Below are 15,914 nucleotides of genomic sequence, written 5' to 3' on the forward strand. Positions count from 1 at the left end.
ATATTTATTTCACGATCAACACGGTAATGGTGGTCAGCAGCGAGGCCAACGATAACCAAAAAGAGGTAGACCGCACGTTGTTCCCATTGACTGTCGATTGTCTTGCCCTGACCGAGTTAGGTTCGACATAAACAATATCGTTCTGTTGCAGGTAGTACACGGGAGAAGCATAAAGGTCATATCCCGAATTCAGATTGACCCGGTACAGGGTCTTTTTGCCGTTTTCCTCCCGCTGTACCAGCACGTTCTCCCGTTTCCCGTAGACGGTAAGGTCCCCGGCCATGCTTAAAGCGTCCAGGAGCGTCAGCCTGTCCTTGTCGATATTGAAACGTCCGGGGTTGGCGACCTCACCCAACACGGAAACGGTCAGGTTCATGAATTCCACTGTTACTACCGGATCTTTTACGAGGTTTTTCGAGATCAACTCTTCTTTTATGCACAAGGCAATCTCCTCGCGTGTCATTCCCGCCACATGGATATGCCCCAGCACGGGAAAATCGATATTTCCATCCTTGTTTATCGTGTATCCTGACATTCCTTGATTGTTGGATGCTTCTGATCTTATACCGATTTGTCGGGATATAATCGGAAGGTTGAAAAGGTCCATCAACAAAGGGTCTTTGCTGTTGACCAATATGGAAATCTTGTCTTCGGGACGTACCCTGATTTCCAATGGATTAAGAACCTGCTCTGCCATACCCGGTTTCAGGTCCGTAAAATAAGCGACTTTCGGCGCGGCACATGATCCTAGCAGGGAAGCCACGGTCAATAAGAGTAAAATGTATCTGATTTTCATATTTCATTGATTTTTATTTGTTGGTTGCCTGTCTCGACTGAAGCTGTCCGATACGTTTCGTCAGTCGGATATTGGTGAAAGTCCATATCAGGATATCGACTAGTACGATCCAGTTTACATTCAGATAAAGGGAGAGAAGAATATTAAACAGTATGAATACGGTCGATACGGATATGACGATAATCATGACACTTCGCTGCTGCATTCCGACAGCAAGTAGTTTATGGTGGATATGGTTCTTATCCGGCAAGAACGGGTTCTTTCCGTTGCGTACCCGATGCAGATAAACCCGGACCACATCACAGCAAGGAATCAGCAGCGGGGAGAATGCCAGCACCATCGGATTTATATGTACCGTATTATCATCTGTCCCACACATAGTCAACTTGAGACTGAGAAGACAGAGCATCATGCCAACGGTCAGGCTGCCTGTGTCACCCATGAAAATCTTTTTTCCGTGCTCGGCATTCCCGAAAACATTGTAATAAAAGAACGGCACTAACACCCCTAATGTGGCGAACGCCAGCATGGCATATATATACTGGTGAAACATAAGAAAAGTCAACCCATAAAGCAAACAGGCAATACTGCATAGCCCGGAAGCCAGTCCGTCAATGCCATCGATCAGGTTGATGGCATTGATGATGAAGACCACGAACAGAATGGTCAGAGGATACCCCAGCCATAATGGAACCGAATGAATGCCTAGAATGCCGTACAGGTTATCGATATATATACCACCGGCGATAAGCATCATGCCGCACAGAATCTGGATAACGAACTTGGCTCGATAACGGATGCCGATCAAGTCATCGGCCATGCCAACCAGATACAGAACCATGATGGAGCAGAAGGCGAAAGCCAAGGGCCGAACATCGTTCTCGATTTCGGACAACATCTCCGAATGCCCCATAACCATATTGATCCCCAGCAACAAGGCTACGGTGAAAAACACTACCGGCTTGAATGCGATGCCGCCCAACCGGGGCACGGCACAATGATGAATCTTCCGTTCGTCGGGAAGGTCGAATAACCGCTTGCGGAAAGCGATCAACAAAATCTGGGGAATGATGATACCCGCACAGAACACACAGATCAGGAATGCAATACTGCAATTAACTATCCAAAAAATCATATTATGTCAGAATTTGTTCTTTACTTGTGCAAAGTCATGGAAGAGAAGAGAATTTCATCACCTCTTTTTTGTGCCATTCCTTGTACCGCTTCATCGAGATTCCTATCCCAACAAGTTCCCTGTACCCTGATACTTTCTTTCTGAAGATGTGATTTTTGCCGTAAGCCTGGAGTTCGTCATCCGAGATGCTGACCATTAAAACGGGAAATGGGTAAACTTTATGCCTGAGTACAGTTACATCGTGTGTCACGAACAGCTGACTCAATTGGTAGGCGGATTCTTCGAATGCGTGCCAATAGTCACCTGCTCCATACAGACGAATGAATCGTCCGGTTGTATCTTCTGTGTGAATGATGTCGAACAGGCATGTTTCGATGAGTTCCATCAATGGCATCCAGCAAGGCTCAGTTCCGGAATTGTAACCATTCATTACTTTCAAAAATGTTTCATCCGTTGTCGGGAATTAGCGTATATTCAATTTTACAAAGCCAGAAATGCAGGTTTTATCCTCATTGTAACATGCGCCGGGCTGTTCTGTACAGATGCATTTGTCAAAACAGATAACAGAAACCAGTACTCATCTTGTTCCGGAGCATAACCTTTAATATCCGCAGCTCGTCCGGCAGGTCATAATCAATGCACACCGCTTTAACTTTGGACCATATATCATCCAAAATAGAGTCGGGCTTACATATCATTATTTTATAATAGCCTGATATATTCGGGATTGACTTCCACCCCTACGGAAAAGAACTCGGGCAGCTCCACTAACAGACGTTTCGTTTTCGACCCGCGTACAGTCAGCAATTTTCCTTCATAACCGTCCAAAGGACCGCCTACAATACGGATGTGCCGTCCGCACATAGAGGGTGTCAATTCGCCAGGAAGATAATATTTCGGATTTTTCGACACACTTACAGCATGTATGAACCGCTCCATGTCCGCATCAGCGACAGTCATCGGATTTTTGTAACCACCTCCCTTCTGGAAACGATACTGTATCGTGGGATACTTTTCCACAAACGGATCAATAGCTTCCTGGGTATCATGAACAAAAAGCAAATCCTGGATAAAGGGAACTTCTTCCCGAGTCCGTTTGCCGCCATGAACACTCAACTGCTCTTTCATGGGAGTGAACACCTCGAAATGCTCGTTCAACAGTTGCTTGTATGCGGGCAACTTGGCATTGGCCCGTTTAAGGTCGCGCATCACGTACCAGCATGTCTGTTTTTCACCTTCCGAAGTAGCCATATTTTGGATTTAGGACAATTCTTCTAATCCTGCAAGATTGTAAATTATACTACATATCAAGCAGTTACAAACATTCTTTTCAAAAGCTGGAGAATAACTTCCCATGTCAGTATATCTGTTCATGTTTACACCATAAAAGATTCCGTTATCTCACACATGCACAAAATCTCTGAAGCCGTTTCCGGCTCCATCTTCTGCTACTTCTCTCCATAAGAGAAGTATTTGAATATAAAATTGGTTGTAATCAGCTAGTAAACAATATTTGTTTTATTTGCTTGGAAGACGATTCACTTAACAACTGTTGAGTAAAACCTATAACATCTGTTTGAAATGAGGCACTCGGTTGAAAATTATATCATTTTTATATTGTTATTTTCAGTGAATTGTATAATTTTGTATCCCAAATACTTCTCTTATGGAGAGAACGGAATTTTTGTCGAACAATCTCTCTATAACTTACACTCAGACTTATTTGTAACAAAACCTTTTTTGCTTCATTATTGTTAGTCTGAACTTATCGGTCATACACTTCCCAATAATTAGACGTTTTCATACTATATATTATGTACCACTTTACAGCGCATGACGAGGATACTTGTTTTCATGCCAAATTTTTGTCACTTCATGCTAAGTAAGTCTAAACGGGTTTCAAATGGGCTACGTTCTGTAGATAAGGAGCAAGTTTTCTTTTACCCGCATTTAATTGCTTATTTCCTCTATAAACAGAGAAAAAATTTTTGTTTTCCCCAACAGATAGTAAGTAACTTAACTCTATCTGTTTATAGAGAAAGTATGGCGAAGTTGGAAGAAAGTTGGTTGACAGTAAATTGGTATATAGATTCCTTGTTTTTATAAATCAAGGTATAATGCTGGGTCCCCAATAACAGTATTTTGAGAGAAGATGTAGTATTTATCTGTATTTATCGCAACCGGATATTAAAAAATGTCCATGATGCTTGGGGGTTCCCCAAAAGTTGATAGTCGATTGAATAAGATTGTCAGCTGCGTTGAACCTAAATCGTTATCCGATATTATGCAACACTTAGGATTAAAAGACAGAAAAAAAATGCGATGAATGTCCATCTAACCTTGATGATTATTAGAGAGAGTGTATTGAAAAATGACAGAATCGGATAATCCTGCAAATCATTTTGATAGTAGGTATCCTAATTGAATTTTGTCAGACTGTCTATGACAGCTTATCTTCCGCAACGGAGCGGCATACGAAAGCCGGTTATTTATTTTGTTTTCCTTTTTTCTGGACGATTTCGTTGTGCTTTTCGACCAGTTCGGGGAAATTCCTTCTGATGAACTGCCCGAACGAGCAGTCGTTGAACCCGAACCGCCTGGCCAACGACTTCACGCTTTCGGTTGTCGTGCCGTACAGGTGCATGGCCTCGCTGTATTTCTCCATGCTGCGGCGGGACACCGCGCCGCCCGTATCCGTCCTGACCATTCCCTTCCGGGCATACAGTTCCGGCTCGTGTTCCTTCAGGTAGCTGCGGAACGCTTCGGGTTGCAGCCCGAACTCGGCGGCGACCTGTGCCGTCGGCAGCCCGCTTTCTTTCAGCCGGCGGATGGCTTCGGCATATTTGGCCTTTGTCGCGGGGTTGTATTTCCGGACTTTAGACCAGTCCACTAGCCGCCCTTCCTCGTAGGGGATATTCTTCCGCCTGCATACCAGGTCCAGATGCCACCTTTGCAGGTGCTCGTAGAATCCCTTCTTCGACACTCCCGTCTTCCCGGCTATCCGTGCGGCCGACATGGGTGTCGTGGCATACAGATGCACCGCTTCGGCATACTTCTCCACCAACTCCGGAGAGGGGGCGTGCACGGTACCCCGACCGGTGATTTCCCCTTTCCGCTGCCGTCGGAGAGCCTTCTTGCGTATCCTGATGCGCCGCTTCACCAGATCCTTATGGTAGAACAACAGGTGCTGTTCCAGTCCGGTATAGGAAAGCCCGCAGGAGTCGGCAACCTCCGGCACCGTGACATACGAGTTACCCTGCAAGAGCCTGACGGCCTCAGCATACTATTCCTTGCAGGAGCGGCGCGTGCCGCGCGGCAGCCCGTCACCGATACCCAGCCAATCGCGCACCTTCTCGCGCCATTCGATTATCTCGGGGTAGTGCGTACACGGCTGCCTGCCCAGATTCGTGCCTTCCAACCCGAATTTACGTGCAATCCGATATGCTCCATGCTCCCGCACGCCTCGATGGTATCCTTGTATTTGACACGGGTAGCGGGCAACTGTCCCCGGAGCTGTCCCAACTTAATCTGCCCGGCCTCTTCTTTGCTGCACAGTATAGCGTAACGGGCCAGCACGAGTTCACGGTGGTACTTGGTCAGGTAACACCGGAAACCCGATTCTGTCACTTCGCAGATACGGCATATCTCACAGCCGGAAAGCTCCGTGGAAGCGTACATCTCGATCGCTCGGCGGTATTTCTCCTCCGTCTCCGGCCTGATGCCCCTGAAACGGTTGCTCTCCTTACTGTCTTTTCCGGATGTCTTCATAGGCTTTCATGAGGCATCTTTCAGGACAACCGTTCTTCCACCTGCTCGAACGAAGCGTCCTTGAGTATCACCCGTTTTTCCGCATCGAGCAGGTAAAGGGTGGGCATCGCCTTGAGGTCGTACACCTGTTCGCGGGTAAGCCGCTGATCGGCATCATAACCATCTATCCAACCGGCGGGAAATTCCGCCTTTTCCCACGCGGGGGTCTTGCCCTCCACACACACGGAGAGGAGTTTCAGACGGCCGGACTCCAACAGGTCGTTCACAACCGGGGACAGGGTGAGCAATTCCTTCACCCGGCGGCAGTCCTCGCAATCGGGGTCGTTGAAGTAAACCAGCACGTAGTCGGCCTTTATGCCGGAGAGCTGCCTGCGCCTGCCGTCCCGGCAAGTGACGGTGAAATCCGCCGCCACGTCTCCCGGACGGTTCTTCATGGCTATTTCCAACAGGTAGCGGGGACGTATCTTGTCCGTATCGGACAGGCAGGGGTTGTCCAGCAGTGCCCGCAATACGAGGATATGCAGTTCCTCGTCATGCATGGGCGAATTGGGCTCGTAGAGGTACTTGTCACTCAGCCCGATGAAGTGATACAGCATCTCCTGTCCGGTTGCGGCGCGGCGGAAAAGAGTATCGATGGCAGCCTGTGCCCGGTCGGTATAGGGCAGGATGCCGAGGAAATCGACAAAGGCCTGCTCGGTGATTTCAGGACGGGAGATGAGCGACGTATCGGCAAAATCGAAGTGGTCCCAGTAATGCAGGGACAAGTACGCCGCCCTGTCTTCAGGCGCCGTCAGCGTGACAGGCACGTCGGGCAGACGGAATTCCTTGGTTTTCTGCTGTTGGGCATGTGAACAGGAAACGAGACTCATGCCCAAAAGACAGGCGAAAAAAGTATGATTCAGCATCTTCATATCTTATGTTGTTAAAAAGGCGCCGGATGTGGAAACGTCCGGTGCCGTTGCATATACCGGTTCGGAAAATCTCATTCGCCGGCAGACGGTTCAAGTACGATGTGCGGACTGGCAAACAGGCTGGACAGGCTCGGGTATGTCGCATGATAAACCATGCCTCCGTCACCTGTGTAATGCAGTTCCACCTCGTCCGTGTACCAGTTAAACTCATATTCCTTGCGAAGCCGAAGTTCGTACTGGCCGTCGGCTGTTACGCTTACCGACCCGATACGGCTTCCGTTGCGGGTACGCTCGAAGGATACGAAAGCATCCTTCGGTATGTTTTGCACCACGCCGGCGGTATTTTTATATTGAAGCGTCCCGGCAATCGATTGGTTCGACACACGGAAAGTCTTGGAATAATACACTACCCGGCTTTCATCGGACGAAATCACGATGTCCCCGGCACTTACGACGCTATTCACAAGGAACGGCAGGGTCTTGCGTTCCCCACGCTGACTGGAGGCAATATTGTCCGTGTTAGCAATATCATCCGTACCATATCGCCGTTCCGTCTCCCGCTTGGCATCCACGGTATAGACAAAACGCCCGGGAATCGTGGGATGCGCTTTCAGTTTGGTTCCGTCCAGTCTGTTTTCCGCAAGACGGCCGGCATCGATTTTCAGCATAGGCGCGTCGATATAGATTTCGAACGCTTGGCCGAAAGGATCCACCGACTTGTTGTCAAAACCGGCAAAGCTCGTCACATCGATGCCGATATCCACCCGCTGGTCGGGTTGATATGTCCATTCCAACGGGGTGACTTTTTCCGGTATGTCTGCCGGTATGGCACCGGATGCTACCGTGCGGTCAGGCTCGTCGGCCTCTCCCTGCCAGTCGTTGTTGCCGTACTTCACGCGGGCTCCGAACCGGAACGGGGTGTAGTTGGCCAGCTCGAAAGTCGTACTGCGGTATGATCGGCCGCCATATATACCGGGATTATCCTCGTTTGCATCTTCCGGCAATACCGGTCCGAGCCGGTTGTCGTTGGAGGCGATGTGGATCACCTCGGCGCTCCGGGCACGGTTGGTCTTCATGTAGATGGAATATCTTCCGGTACCTTGCGACGGGCTGCTCAAAACTTCAGTTCTCGGTTTGAACATCAGCATACGGCCACCTTGGGGATTGTTGGTCTGCCACCAATTGTTCGATTCATCGGGATAGAATTTGCAATCGAATGCAGTCACTCCGGCATCGGGTTCCTCACCGTCCTCGTAATAATCCAGGTATTGCGAGTAGAGCAGGAATTCGTCTTTGCCTTGCGCATTGGCAGGATTGTCGTTCCCTGTCCCTTGATCATTGTCGGACCTCTCTGCCAGCAGCATGTCAAACTGCACGTTGGCTCCTTTTTTCTGTGGAACCAGACGATAGTATATCACTTCATCTTGTACGCCCGAGCCTACGGCATCGTATTTGTTCAGTCCCTGCACCGTGATGGATACGAGATTGGTGGAGTATTTGAACTTGCGCCGCATCGTTTCGAAATATTCGGCTTCGATATAGAGCGTGCCCTCGTAGCCGTTTTCCTGATTCAATATGTTCTCGAAATAGACACGCTGGACGCCGGGACCATCGGCCGTGTAGACAAATTTGTAATCCGGCTCTTTGCCTTGATAGACGGAAGAGATTTCACCGCTGCTGTACCAGTCATTGTCCGCCTCGCGCACCACGGGCAGTTCCATGCCCGAAGCGTTGCGGATATCCAGATCGCCAACGGAAAGGTACACATTCATCGGGAACAGCTCCTTGGGACAGCTTTCGGGTATGGTGAACATGGCCGTAACATGGGCACGGTTGTTCTTGTTGGCACCGTTCCCTAAATTACCGTATATTTCCGTCCCGACCCATGCAGGCACGAAAGACTGCTTCCTGATCGTGATGACCTTGATTTTGCGTTGCAGCCGTCCCTTCTTGACAAGCAGCGTACCTTCCAGTTTCTCGTTATTTTCCAAACGAAGCAGGTGTATCTGGATATGTCCCTGTCCGACACCGTTCACGACCTCGAATTTCGTCTCGAATGTCTGCGTCGCCACCCCGTTGTCTATCCAGGAGACCGTTGCGGCATCGGCTTCGGTGATGGCTTTGTCATTTTTTCCTTTAATGGTATAATTGAGCGTGTAGCTGCCTCCGTTTTCCGTAAAGCTCTCGTCCAGTACGACAAAAGTCTTCTCTACTGTCAGGATATAGTCCGTATCTTCCACCTCGTTCACTTCATCGGAAATGGAAATCCATACGTTGTTCGTGGCTGCCGCTTCCAACGCCTCGGCAAAGGAGGCCTGACCGAAAGATAGCGCGCCCTCGATGTGAAGCTTGTAATGGTGGTTCCGGCGCACGAGGAGCTGCTCGCCCTTGTCGTCAACCAGCAGGACACGGTAGTATTTCTCTTCGTCCTGATCCGGAAGATGTCCCCGAAGAATTACGCTGACAGGGGCATCGGCACTGTTCTCGCACTCGAAGACATACTGGTTCATGCTGGATGTCACGTCCGTAATATCGCTCATCTTGGCATCGTTCACGGGAAGCGTGACGAAGGGGTCGTCGCTGGAAGGCCACGTGAAATCAAAGCCTTTCTTCGGGTGGTGCGGGGCCACCGTTCCGAAAGCGTTGGTGTTGCAGACCGCAAAGCCCGTAATCACGATATGCCCGTTATTGTCCGGGTTGTCGACGGAGATTCTCGCGTGGTTGCGGATCAGTTTGACGGAATTGCCCGAGGTGGCCATCTGTTCGGCTATATTGCTGTCGTTTCCTGCATCGCAGGCGAAACGGCCCCAATAGATCATGCGTCCGGACGAGCCCTCCAACACTGCCATGACCTCGGACTCCGACTTGTTGCGGAAACTGTCCTCCTTGAATTCATCCATATTCTGGTTGGCCAGGAAATGGATGGTCCGGGTATTTTCGGGCACCTCAGCCTTGAATGTGCCCTCCATCTCCCCCGGGCCGGGCTTCTGCACCGTGACACCGGCCTTGACGGTAGAGATGAAAAGCCCGTAACTGTCAAAGCAGAAAAGTGTCATATCTTGCACTCCGCCACCGTCAGGGTCTACCGCACGGGTGACGACTTCCTGCATCGCAGGAATTTCCGTCTTGAAATTCAGCATGATGTAGCCGTCGCGTGCCTCGGTCTGCGGATTCTGCCACAACTCGCTTTCGCTGCACGAAGCGAGCAGGGCCGATACCGCAAGCAGGGCGACAAGCTTGTCTATTATTTCCTTTATCATATTTCGTTTCTTTTTGACAGGTTTCTACGTTTATTCCTTTTTACCGTAGGCATCGCGTACACAGGCCACTCCGGTACCGCTAACGGTGTATTTCTCATTATAAAATCTTCCGCTTGCGCTGTAATAGTACTGTCCGTTCAAGCGGTAGTCTATGGCGTCTGCATCCTGGTCTTTCGAGCCCTGGAATTTAAAAATGATTTTAAGTTCGGCTTCTGTGGGCAGGCGCCAGTCATCCAAGGTAACCGTCCTATCGGTTTTCGGGTCTTTATACGTTTCTACATAATGCGCGCAGTGCTCGCGTGCAACGCGGACACTGTTGTCACTCCCGTCCAGCTTCAGGTTTCCTCCTCCAACTTGGAATTCGCCTACACAGGAACCTATCATGAATGACGGCGAGACCAATTGGGCATTGTCCTGTCCCGGATCCGTAACCATAAGTTCCGGATGGTATGTATCCTGGACCATACGTGGACGGCCAAGAGTATATTCACTGGATGTCCCTGTCAATACAATGGTGTACATTCTGCCGTTAATTTCGCTATAGCGGGATTCCCGAAGTCTGTTTGAGTTTGATGTGTAATAGTATTCATATAAATCAGACTGTCCGCTTCCATCATTCCTCAATTTTGCTACTTTTGAAACGAAGAATCCGTCCGGAGGACCTCCAAATAAACCATCTGTCCCCGTTAGGTATCTATATTCTCCGTTCCAACTGGAGATATTTCTGGTGGCAAGGGCGATTCCGGTAATTTTATCACCTACATATTCATAGGTAGTCGGGTTAGGATCTGAATTCTTGAAATCATCGCGGTACGAGTACCACCCCTGGATATTCGTGATATATTCCAACGGATACTGCTCAATGGTTACGGTACGTTCGTTGCCGTCCTCATTTGTTACCCGGACTTCGATATAACGTATCGTATTGTTCCTGGGGAGGTCGCTGTGTACATCCAGCTTGCCGTTGAGCCCCTTGTCGGGAGTAATGAGGATGTTGCCATGGCTGCGCCATCTGTATCCGGTACTCACTCCCCATTCGTTATCGTTTGGATTATCGGGGTATCTTTTCTCCAAGTTCTGTTCCCTTCCGAACTTGTCTATATAGTAAACCCGGGTAATCTGTGCCGTCACTTCCGACGAGGAGGTGAAGATCAGGCTGGTGCGGTCGTCCTCCTTGTTGTGCATTTCCAGGTCGTACCGGTTGAGCACAAGGAAAGTCGGGCGGTCCCCGCCTCCGACATTTACCGTCTCGTCTATCCAATTCTCCACGGTATATTTCAAATCCGTCAACTGCACCGGTGTGGAGGGATTTTCCGCTCCGGGGGCATTGACCGTTGCCGTTACCCTGTAGCAGGTGTTGCGGTTCAGGGCCTTGCCGTTACAGACAGGAATCTGGTAGTAGTTATCGGGACGCAGTTGCGGGTCGGTATCCTTCTGGTAAGTCAGGGGAATGTTCATCACCAGGCGCACTTCCTGCTCCATGGAACTTCCATTGTCCCAAGCATGGGCATACATGTAAGCCGTTACGGTAATTTTGTTCGCCGTCCACTCAAGATAGCCGCCGGAGGTCTGGGCGGTATTCCTCAGCTTTGCCGCACCGTCCGCACCCGCCACTACCGATGTGGTATAGGGCATATTGCGCAGGTAGTAACCTATGCCTTTGGAATCAAAAGTCACGTCTTGGCCTTTGTTGATGGTCACCACGACTTTTGCCGCTGCCCTGCGCAGCGTGACCGCCAGCCGCGTGTCATTCCCTTGCGAGCCGTCGTAGAGGACGACCGGAGCAGCAACCGCCGGTTCATCGTTCCCTTCGGGATAGGCTATGCCGTCCATGAGGAATGTTCCCGGGACACCTTCAATGTCTTTCCCTGTCAGGTGAATGTTCTCGTCCTCCTGCGTCATCGCCTTCAAGGCGTTCAGGTTCGCGAGGTTTTCAAAATCCTTTTCCGGGTGGGTGCTGTTGGCGATCAGATACACCCAATACCTCTCATTTTCCGTAAAAGACGACCGTTTTACGGGCAGTGTAATCCGTCCCGTTTCATTGGCTGACGCGTTCACCCGGTCGCTCCACACCTTCGTTTTCTCGTCGGTATCGTTGAAAATCAGCACGTCGATATGGCTCACTGCGACCTCCGCCCCTTCGGCCGGTACGGTAGCACGACTCACCGGCAACGCTCCCGACGAGATGTCGAGGATAATGCTGTTGCCGTTACCTCCTGTCTGCCCGCCGGGGAGATCGTCATCTTTGCTGCAAGCGGCAAGAAGCCATGCCGCCGCACAACAAATCATCATATTGTATATAATCCGTCTCATCGCTTGTTAGTTTGTAGGTATGTCAACCTGTTTGATTACAATCTTCTCGGTGCTCTCGCTTCCTGTCCAGTTCGTGGCTCCGCTCTGCATGTTGATCAGCAGGAGCGAGCTTCCCGAAGGATCCCACTTCGGGGTATAGGCGATGCCCAACGAGAACTGCTTGTCCACGTTCTCGCCTTTCAGTGCCCTTACCCGGATTTCGTACGCTGTATCGGAAGCCACATAAGGCGGTGTCACGAGTGTGTTGACACCATCCACGTTTTGATATACCGTCAGTTCATAGTCTGCGGCTGTGGCATCAAACAGCGTGGGCTGCCATTCCTGTCTCACAGGACCTGTGATGGTGAACCTAAAAGAGTAGGTTCCCGCTGTCGATGATGCGCCGCCATTGTAGTAAACCGTCGGCTGCGCGTAGGGGGCGGTCCCTCCACCGAAAGGTTGCAGCAGTTCATAGGAAGGGTAATCGAACTCCAACTGATAATCTCCACCGTCCTCCCAGTCGGCCACATCGTATGCGACAGTTATCTTGCCGCTGTTGTGCATCAGGCAGCATACCGCATAATACTTGTTCCTTTCAATGCGTGGCATATAGACCAGACCTTCGCGCGGCTCGCTGTCGAACGTGTAGCCGATTTTGAGGATGTTTCCATGCTCATCACCCGGTGTGTTCCACGAATCGCTGCCCCAAGGGTTCTCGAAAGGATAAAAAGGAGCCCCCAGTACAGGCGTGTAGTTTTCGGGGTTCTGCCTCTCTTCGGGCGTGATATTCGTGGCCAGCGTCTTCGTTACCGGTGCTGAAGAGGGGACGAGTGAAAACTCGCCGGTACCAGTGGCGCCTGCCAGTTTCAGCGTTTCGTCGGTCTGTGGCATCAGGTAATTATACGCACGCGTTCCGGCTTCCAGCAAGGTCAGGTCCGTTACACACAGCTCTCCTGCCTCACCTGCTTCTTTGGCCGCGAACACGCCCAACTTGCCTATGGGACGCTTCAGTTGGAACGTCAAGACATCTTCCAGCGGTGTATGCCCCGAATGGCCGGGGTCGATCGGCTGACGGTTAGAAAGTTTCGAGAAGTCGATTGTTTTGGATTCCTTGCCGAACATTGGAAGTCCGTAGGCTTGGACATCTCGTGTCAGCGTGGTAAACGTGAAATCATTTAGTTCCGCTTCCGTAGTATTTTCCGTAAAGGTTTTCTCGGCACCTGGGGTACTCATGGCCTTCTCGTTCGCGATGATGTAGAAGTCTACCGTTTCGGTAGTCAGGGAAGTCATCGTCAGATCCATCCAGAATGTAGCCGGAGTCTCCATGTCTCCGCTCCGGAACTCGTGGCCCGCCAGTTGTCCTTTTACAAAGGCATAGACACGAAGCGAGTGAATGGCCGATTCTTCGCCGGTCGGTGTGCCGTCGGTTTCGCCGACAGCGCATGTCCCTACGTTGAGCCGCACTGCCACATCGTGCCGTTCCCCGAGCGATGCGGCATCTTCCTTGACGCACCCGCACGGCAACAGGCCACAGCACACTGCTGTAACTGCCCAGTATAATATTTTTCTTGTATTCAGCATATTCTTTTCGGTTCGGTCTAAAACTCAGGTTTCACTTGTTCGATGTACCATTCGGGTACGCTTACCGTGATTTCTCCCGACTTGAACTCGATGCGTATCGGGATGAGCACTTCATGTTTGGAACAGTCTATAATAGGATTGTCGGCAAGGAACCTGGCGAGGTTGACTTCGGCCAGCGGTTCCCCGTTCGGGGCGGCGCTCAGGCGGATGTTCACGTTCTCGTGGTTCTTGTGACGCATTATGTTGGTACGGGCCGTGAGCAACGCTTTTCCGGCTTCGTATTCGGTTTCAAGCAAATAGTCGGTTGCCTCCCCACAGGCCCGATTCTCAAAATCGGTACAGGGCGAGACTCCGCATATCTCAAGCACAGGCAGCGAGCCTGCGCGGGTTCCCGGGGCGGGAACTCCGGCCACTTCCACCGACAGATCGTAGTGAGAGCTGGCGAACTCTATGGTTTTGGTCTGGTTTGCCTCTTCATCACCGCTGTAAGGCAGTACGGTATAAGAGGTCGTAGCATAGTAAAGTGAATCGTTGCCGGCAACCTGTTTCTCGTCGAAATAATCCCCGGCGGCAAAGAGCATCCGGCCGAAATCGCCCGTGGCGATGCCATCGACCTTCGTGTGGTGGGTGTTCCCCAGGCAGACAATCCGGTAGTCTCCGGCAGCGAGCGGGGGAAGCGTAGCCGTGCGGTCCTTGACCTGTTCCTCTGGTAAGATACTCGAATTGACGCATCGATTTTCTGCATCGAATACGAACATCTCCACCCGGCAGATCTTGTCGGGGAATATTTCCGTGGTGCCGTCGCCCTTGTAGCTGAGCAACAGCGTGTTCGTGCTCAGACAGTCGTCCAGATCCTCACGGATGCAGGATGTGGCGGCTCCGGCGAGCAACGTCAGGCAGAAAACAATATTCGTCAATTTCATATATATGTGATTGAAGAGTTAAAGGATAGACAGGGCGGAACTTTCGCCCTGCCTATCGGGTTATCAATTAAAATTCAGGTGTGACAGGAACTACATCCCAGCTCATGACGTCAACAGTTACCTCCACACATTTTTGAGGATTATCCAAATCCTCATCGCTAAATGCAAAGTTCATGACGTAAATCTTGGCGAAATCTGCTGTAACAGCAGGAGTGAATGTACTGGTAGCCAAGTAAAGAGGAACCTTAGTTCCTTCATTTGTTGTACCAATCAATTTTACAAGAACTTGAGGATGGTTAGTATTTCCAATATTATTATCTTTAGGAAAGAAGTGGTATGCAGGACGGACATTGCCTTTCTCGTAGGAATGCTTATACTGTGTATTTTCATCCAATGTAACCAAAGGCAAGGTGGTTGCAGGACTCTCTGTTGAGGTAAATTCATCGTTATACCACGCATCAGCAGCTGTCTCGAAAAGGCCGAATATAGAACCGGGGTTAATATCGGAGTTCTGTATGTCACTGGCTGTTCCTCCCTGACGGTCTGCTTTCCCGAAATAGTTGTTCAACATGACCTGCTGAACTTCAATACTCTTGTACTTACGCTGACCTTGAGTAGGAGCTGTATACTCAAATTTACCGATTTCAATTCTGGATACACGCGGTTCAAGCACTACCTTCGCTTTGTAAAGCGGGTGTCCTGCCTCGTCTTGACCGGACACAGAAGTCAACTCGACTTCTTTATAAAGGTCTAGATCAGTCGGATTTTGCTGTTCGGCGATTATCAGGTCTTTTTTCAAATCTACATAAGTAGATGCATTTATTTGACTACCGTTGTTACCTACAACGATTACCTTGTTCACCTCAGCAGGTAAAAAATGGAATACCTTATCTGCGCGGTCGTCAAAATTACTTTTATTGCTGAAGTAGTGGGTTGCCTCAGTTCCTTCGATTGTTTTTCCTTTATACAGGGTAGTTCCGTCTGTAAAGAATACCTGTAAATCTGTCAAAGAAACCTTTGAGTTGTCTTCTACCTCTTGACCGGCGCCTCTGGTTACTGGAATCACATTAGACAGGTCAATGCTTACACTCTTTGGGGTGTTGTCCAACTGTCCCATTTCATCGTCTTTGTTGTCACATGCAACAAACGTCATTGAAGCAGCTAAAGCTGTCAATAAAAAACTCTTGACTTTCATCTTTTTGTTATTTAAAAATTAGTAAAAAGGTTTTTATAACTTCTCGCTTATGG

General features: G+C 49.9%; 13 protein-coding genes. 1 reads left to right on the forward strand and 12 read right to left on the reverse strand.

The features are described 5' to 3' along the window. Nucleotides 1–4 precede the first annotated feature (4 nt). The 8 genes from BN8908_RS06915 to BN8908_RS06950 all read right to left on the reverse strand — a co-directional run bounded on the left by BN8908_RS06915 (nucleotide 5) and on the right by BN8908_RS06950 (nucleotide 9,150). Complete coding sequence (locus tag BN8908_RS06915; protein ID WP_004293532.1) at nucleotides 5–796, reverse strand: polysaccharide biosynthesis/export family protein; 792 nt, start codon at nucleotides 794–796, stop codon at nucleotides 5–7. Between the two features lie 13 nt (nucleotides 797–809). Beyond that, the gene (locus BN8908_RS06920) at nucleotides 810–1,931 is read right to left on the reverse strand and encodes an MraY family glycosyltransferase (protein ID WP_004293533.1); all 1,122 of its coding nucleotides are present in this window, start codon (nucleotides 1,929–1,931) and stop codon (nucleotides 810–812) included. Nucleotides 1,932–1,965: 34 nt separating this feature from the next. Continuing rightward, nucleotides 1,966–2,361 (reverse strand): hypothetical protein, encoded by a 396-nt coding sequence (locus BN8908_RS06925; RefSeq protein ID WP_004293534.1) that lies wholly within the window; start codon nucleotides 2,359–2,361, stop codon nucleotides 1,966–1,968. 272 nt (nucleotides 2,362–2,633) lie between these two features. After that, nucleotides 2,634–3,182, reverse strand: a complete 549-nt coding sequence (locus BN8908_RS06930) for a UpxY family transcription antiterminator (RefSeq protein ID WP_004293535.1) — start codon at nucleotides 3,180–3,182, stop codon at nucleotides 2,634–2,636. A gap of 1,234 nt (nucleotides 3,183–4,416) precedes the next feature. After that, nucleotides 4,417–5,169, reverse strand: a complete 753-nt coding sequence (locus BN8908_RS06935; RefSeq protein WP_004303991.1) for a hypothetical protein — start codon at nucleotides 5,167–5,169, stop codon at nucleotides 4,417–4,419. A gap of 128 nt (nucleotides 5,170–5,297) precedes the next feature. Continuing rightward, the gene (locus BN8908_RS06940) at nucleotides 5,298–5,699 is read right to left on the reverse strand and encodes a hypothetical protein (protein ID WP_004293537.1); all 402 of its coding nucleotides are present in this window, start codon (nucleotides 5,697–5,699) and stop codon (nucleotides 5,298–5,300) included. 20 nt (nucleotides 5,700–5,719) lie between these two features. Continuing rightward, nucleotides 5,720–6,610 (reverse strand): DUF5106 domain-containing protein, encoded by an 891-nt coding sequence (locus BN8908_RS06945; RefSeq protein ID WP_004293538.1) that lies wholly within the window; start codon nucleotides 6,608–6,610, stop codon nucleotides 5,720–5,722. A gap of 71 nt (nucleotides 6,611–6,681) precedes the next feature. After that, nucleotides 6,682–9,150 (reverse strand): hypothetical protein, encoded by a 2,469-nt coding sequence (locus BN8908_RS06950; protein WP_229106165.1) that lies wholly within the window; start codon nucleotides 9,148–9,150, stop codon nucleotides 6,682–6,684. A gap of 22 nt (nucleotides 9,151–9,172) precedes the next feature. On the opposite strand from BN8908_RS06950, the gene BN8908_RS18915 reads away from it, so the two are divergent. Beyond that, nucleotides 9,173–9,424: a hypothetical protein gene (locus BN8908_RS18915; RefSeq protein ID WP_229032441.1), complete on the forward strand. Its 252-nt coding sequence runs from the start codon at nucleotides 9,173–9,175 to the stop codon at nucleotides 9,422–9,424. 476 nt (nucleotides 9,425–9,900) lie between these two features. On the opposite strand, the gene fimD is transcribed toward BN8908_RS18915, so the two are convergent. The 4 genes from fimD to BN8908_RS06970 form a co-directional block, all read right to left on the reverse strand. Further along, a complete protein-coding gene (gene fimD / locus BN8908_RS06955; protein ID WP_004303990.1) occupies nucleotides 9,901–12,183 on the reverse strand; it encodes a fimbrial tip adhesin FimD in 2,283 nt (760 codons plus the stop codon). Between the two features lie 6 nt (nucleotides 12,184–12,189). Further along, nucleotides 12,190–13,743, reverse strand: coding sequence for a fimbrial protein (locus BN8908_RS06960; RefSeq protein WP_004303989.1), 1,554 nt, complete (start codon nucleotides 13,741–13,743; stop codon nucleotides 12,190–12,192). A gap of 17 nt (nucleotides 13,744–13,760) precedes the next feature. Continuing rightward, the gene (locus tag BN8908_RS06965) at nucleotides 13,761–14,666 is read right to left on the reverse strand and encodes a FimB/Mfa2 family fimbrial subunit (protein WP_004293542.1); all 906 of its coding nucleotides are present in this window, start codon (nucleotides 14,664–14,666) and stop codon (nucleotides 13,761–13,763) included. A gap of 67 nt (nucleotides 14,667–14,733) precedes the next feature. Beyond that, nucleotides 14,734–15,861 carry a hypothetical protein gene (locus BN8908_RS06970; protein ID WP_004293543.1) on the reverse strand — a complete coding sequence of 376 codons (1,128 nt, stop codon included), beginning with the start codon at nucleotides 15,859–15,861 and terminating at the stop codon, nucleotides 14,734–14,736. Nucleotides 15,862–15,914 lie beyond the last annotated feature (53 nt).

Source organism: Culturomica massiliensis, assembly GCF_900091655.1.
Lineage (GTDB): Bacteria > Bacteroidota > Bacteroidia > Bacteroidales > Marinifilaceae > Culturomica > Culturomica massiliensis.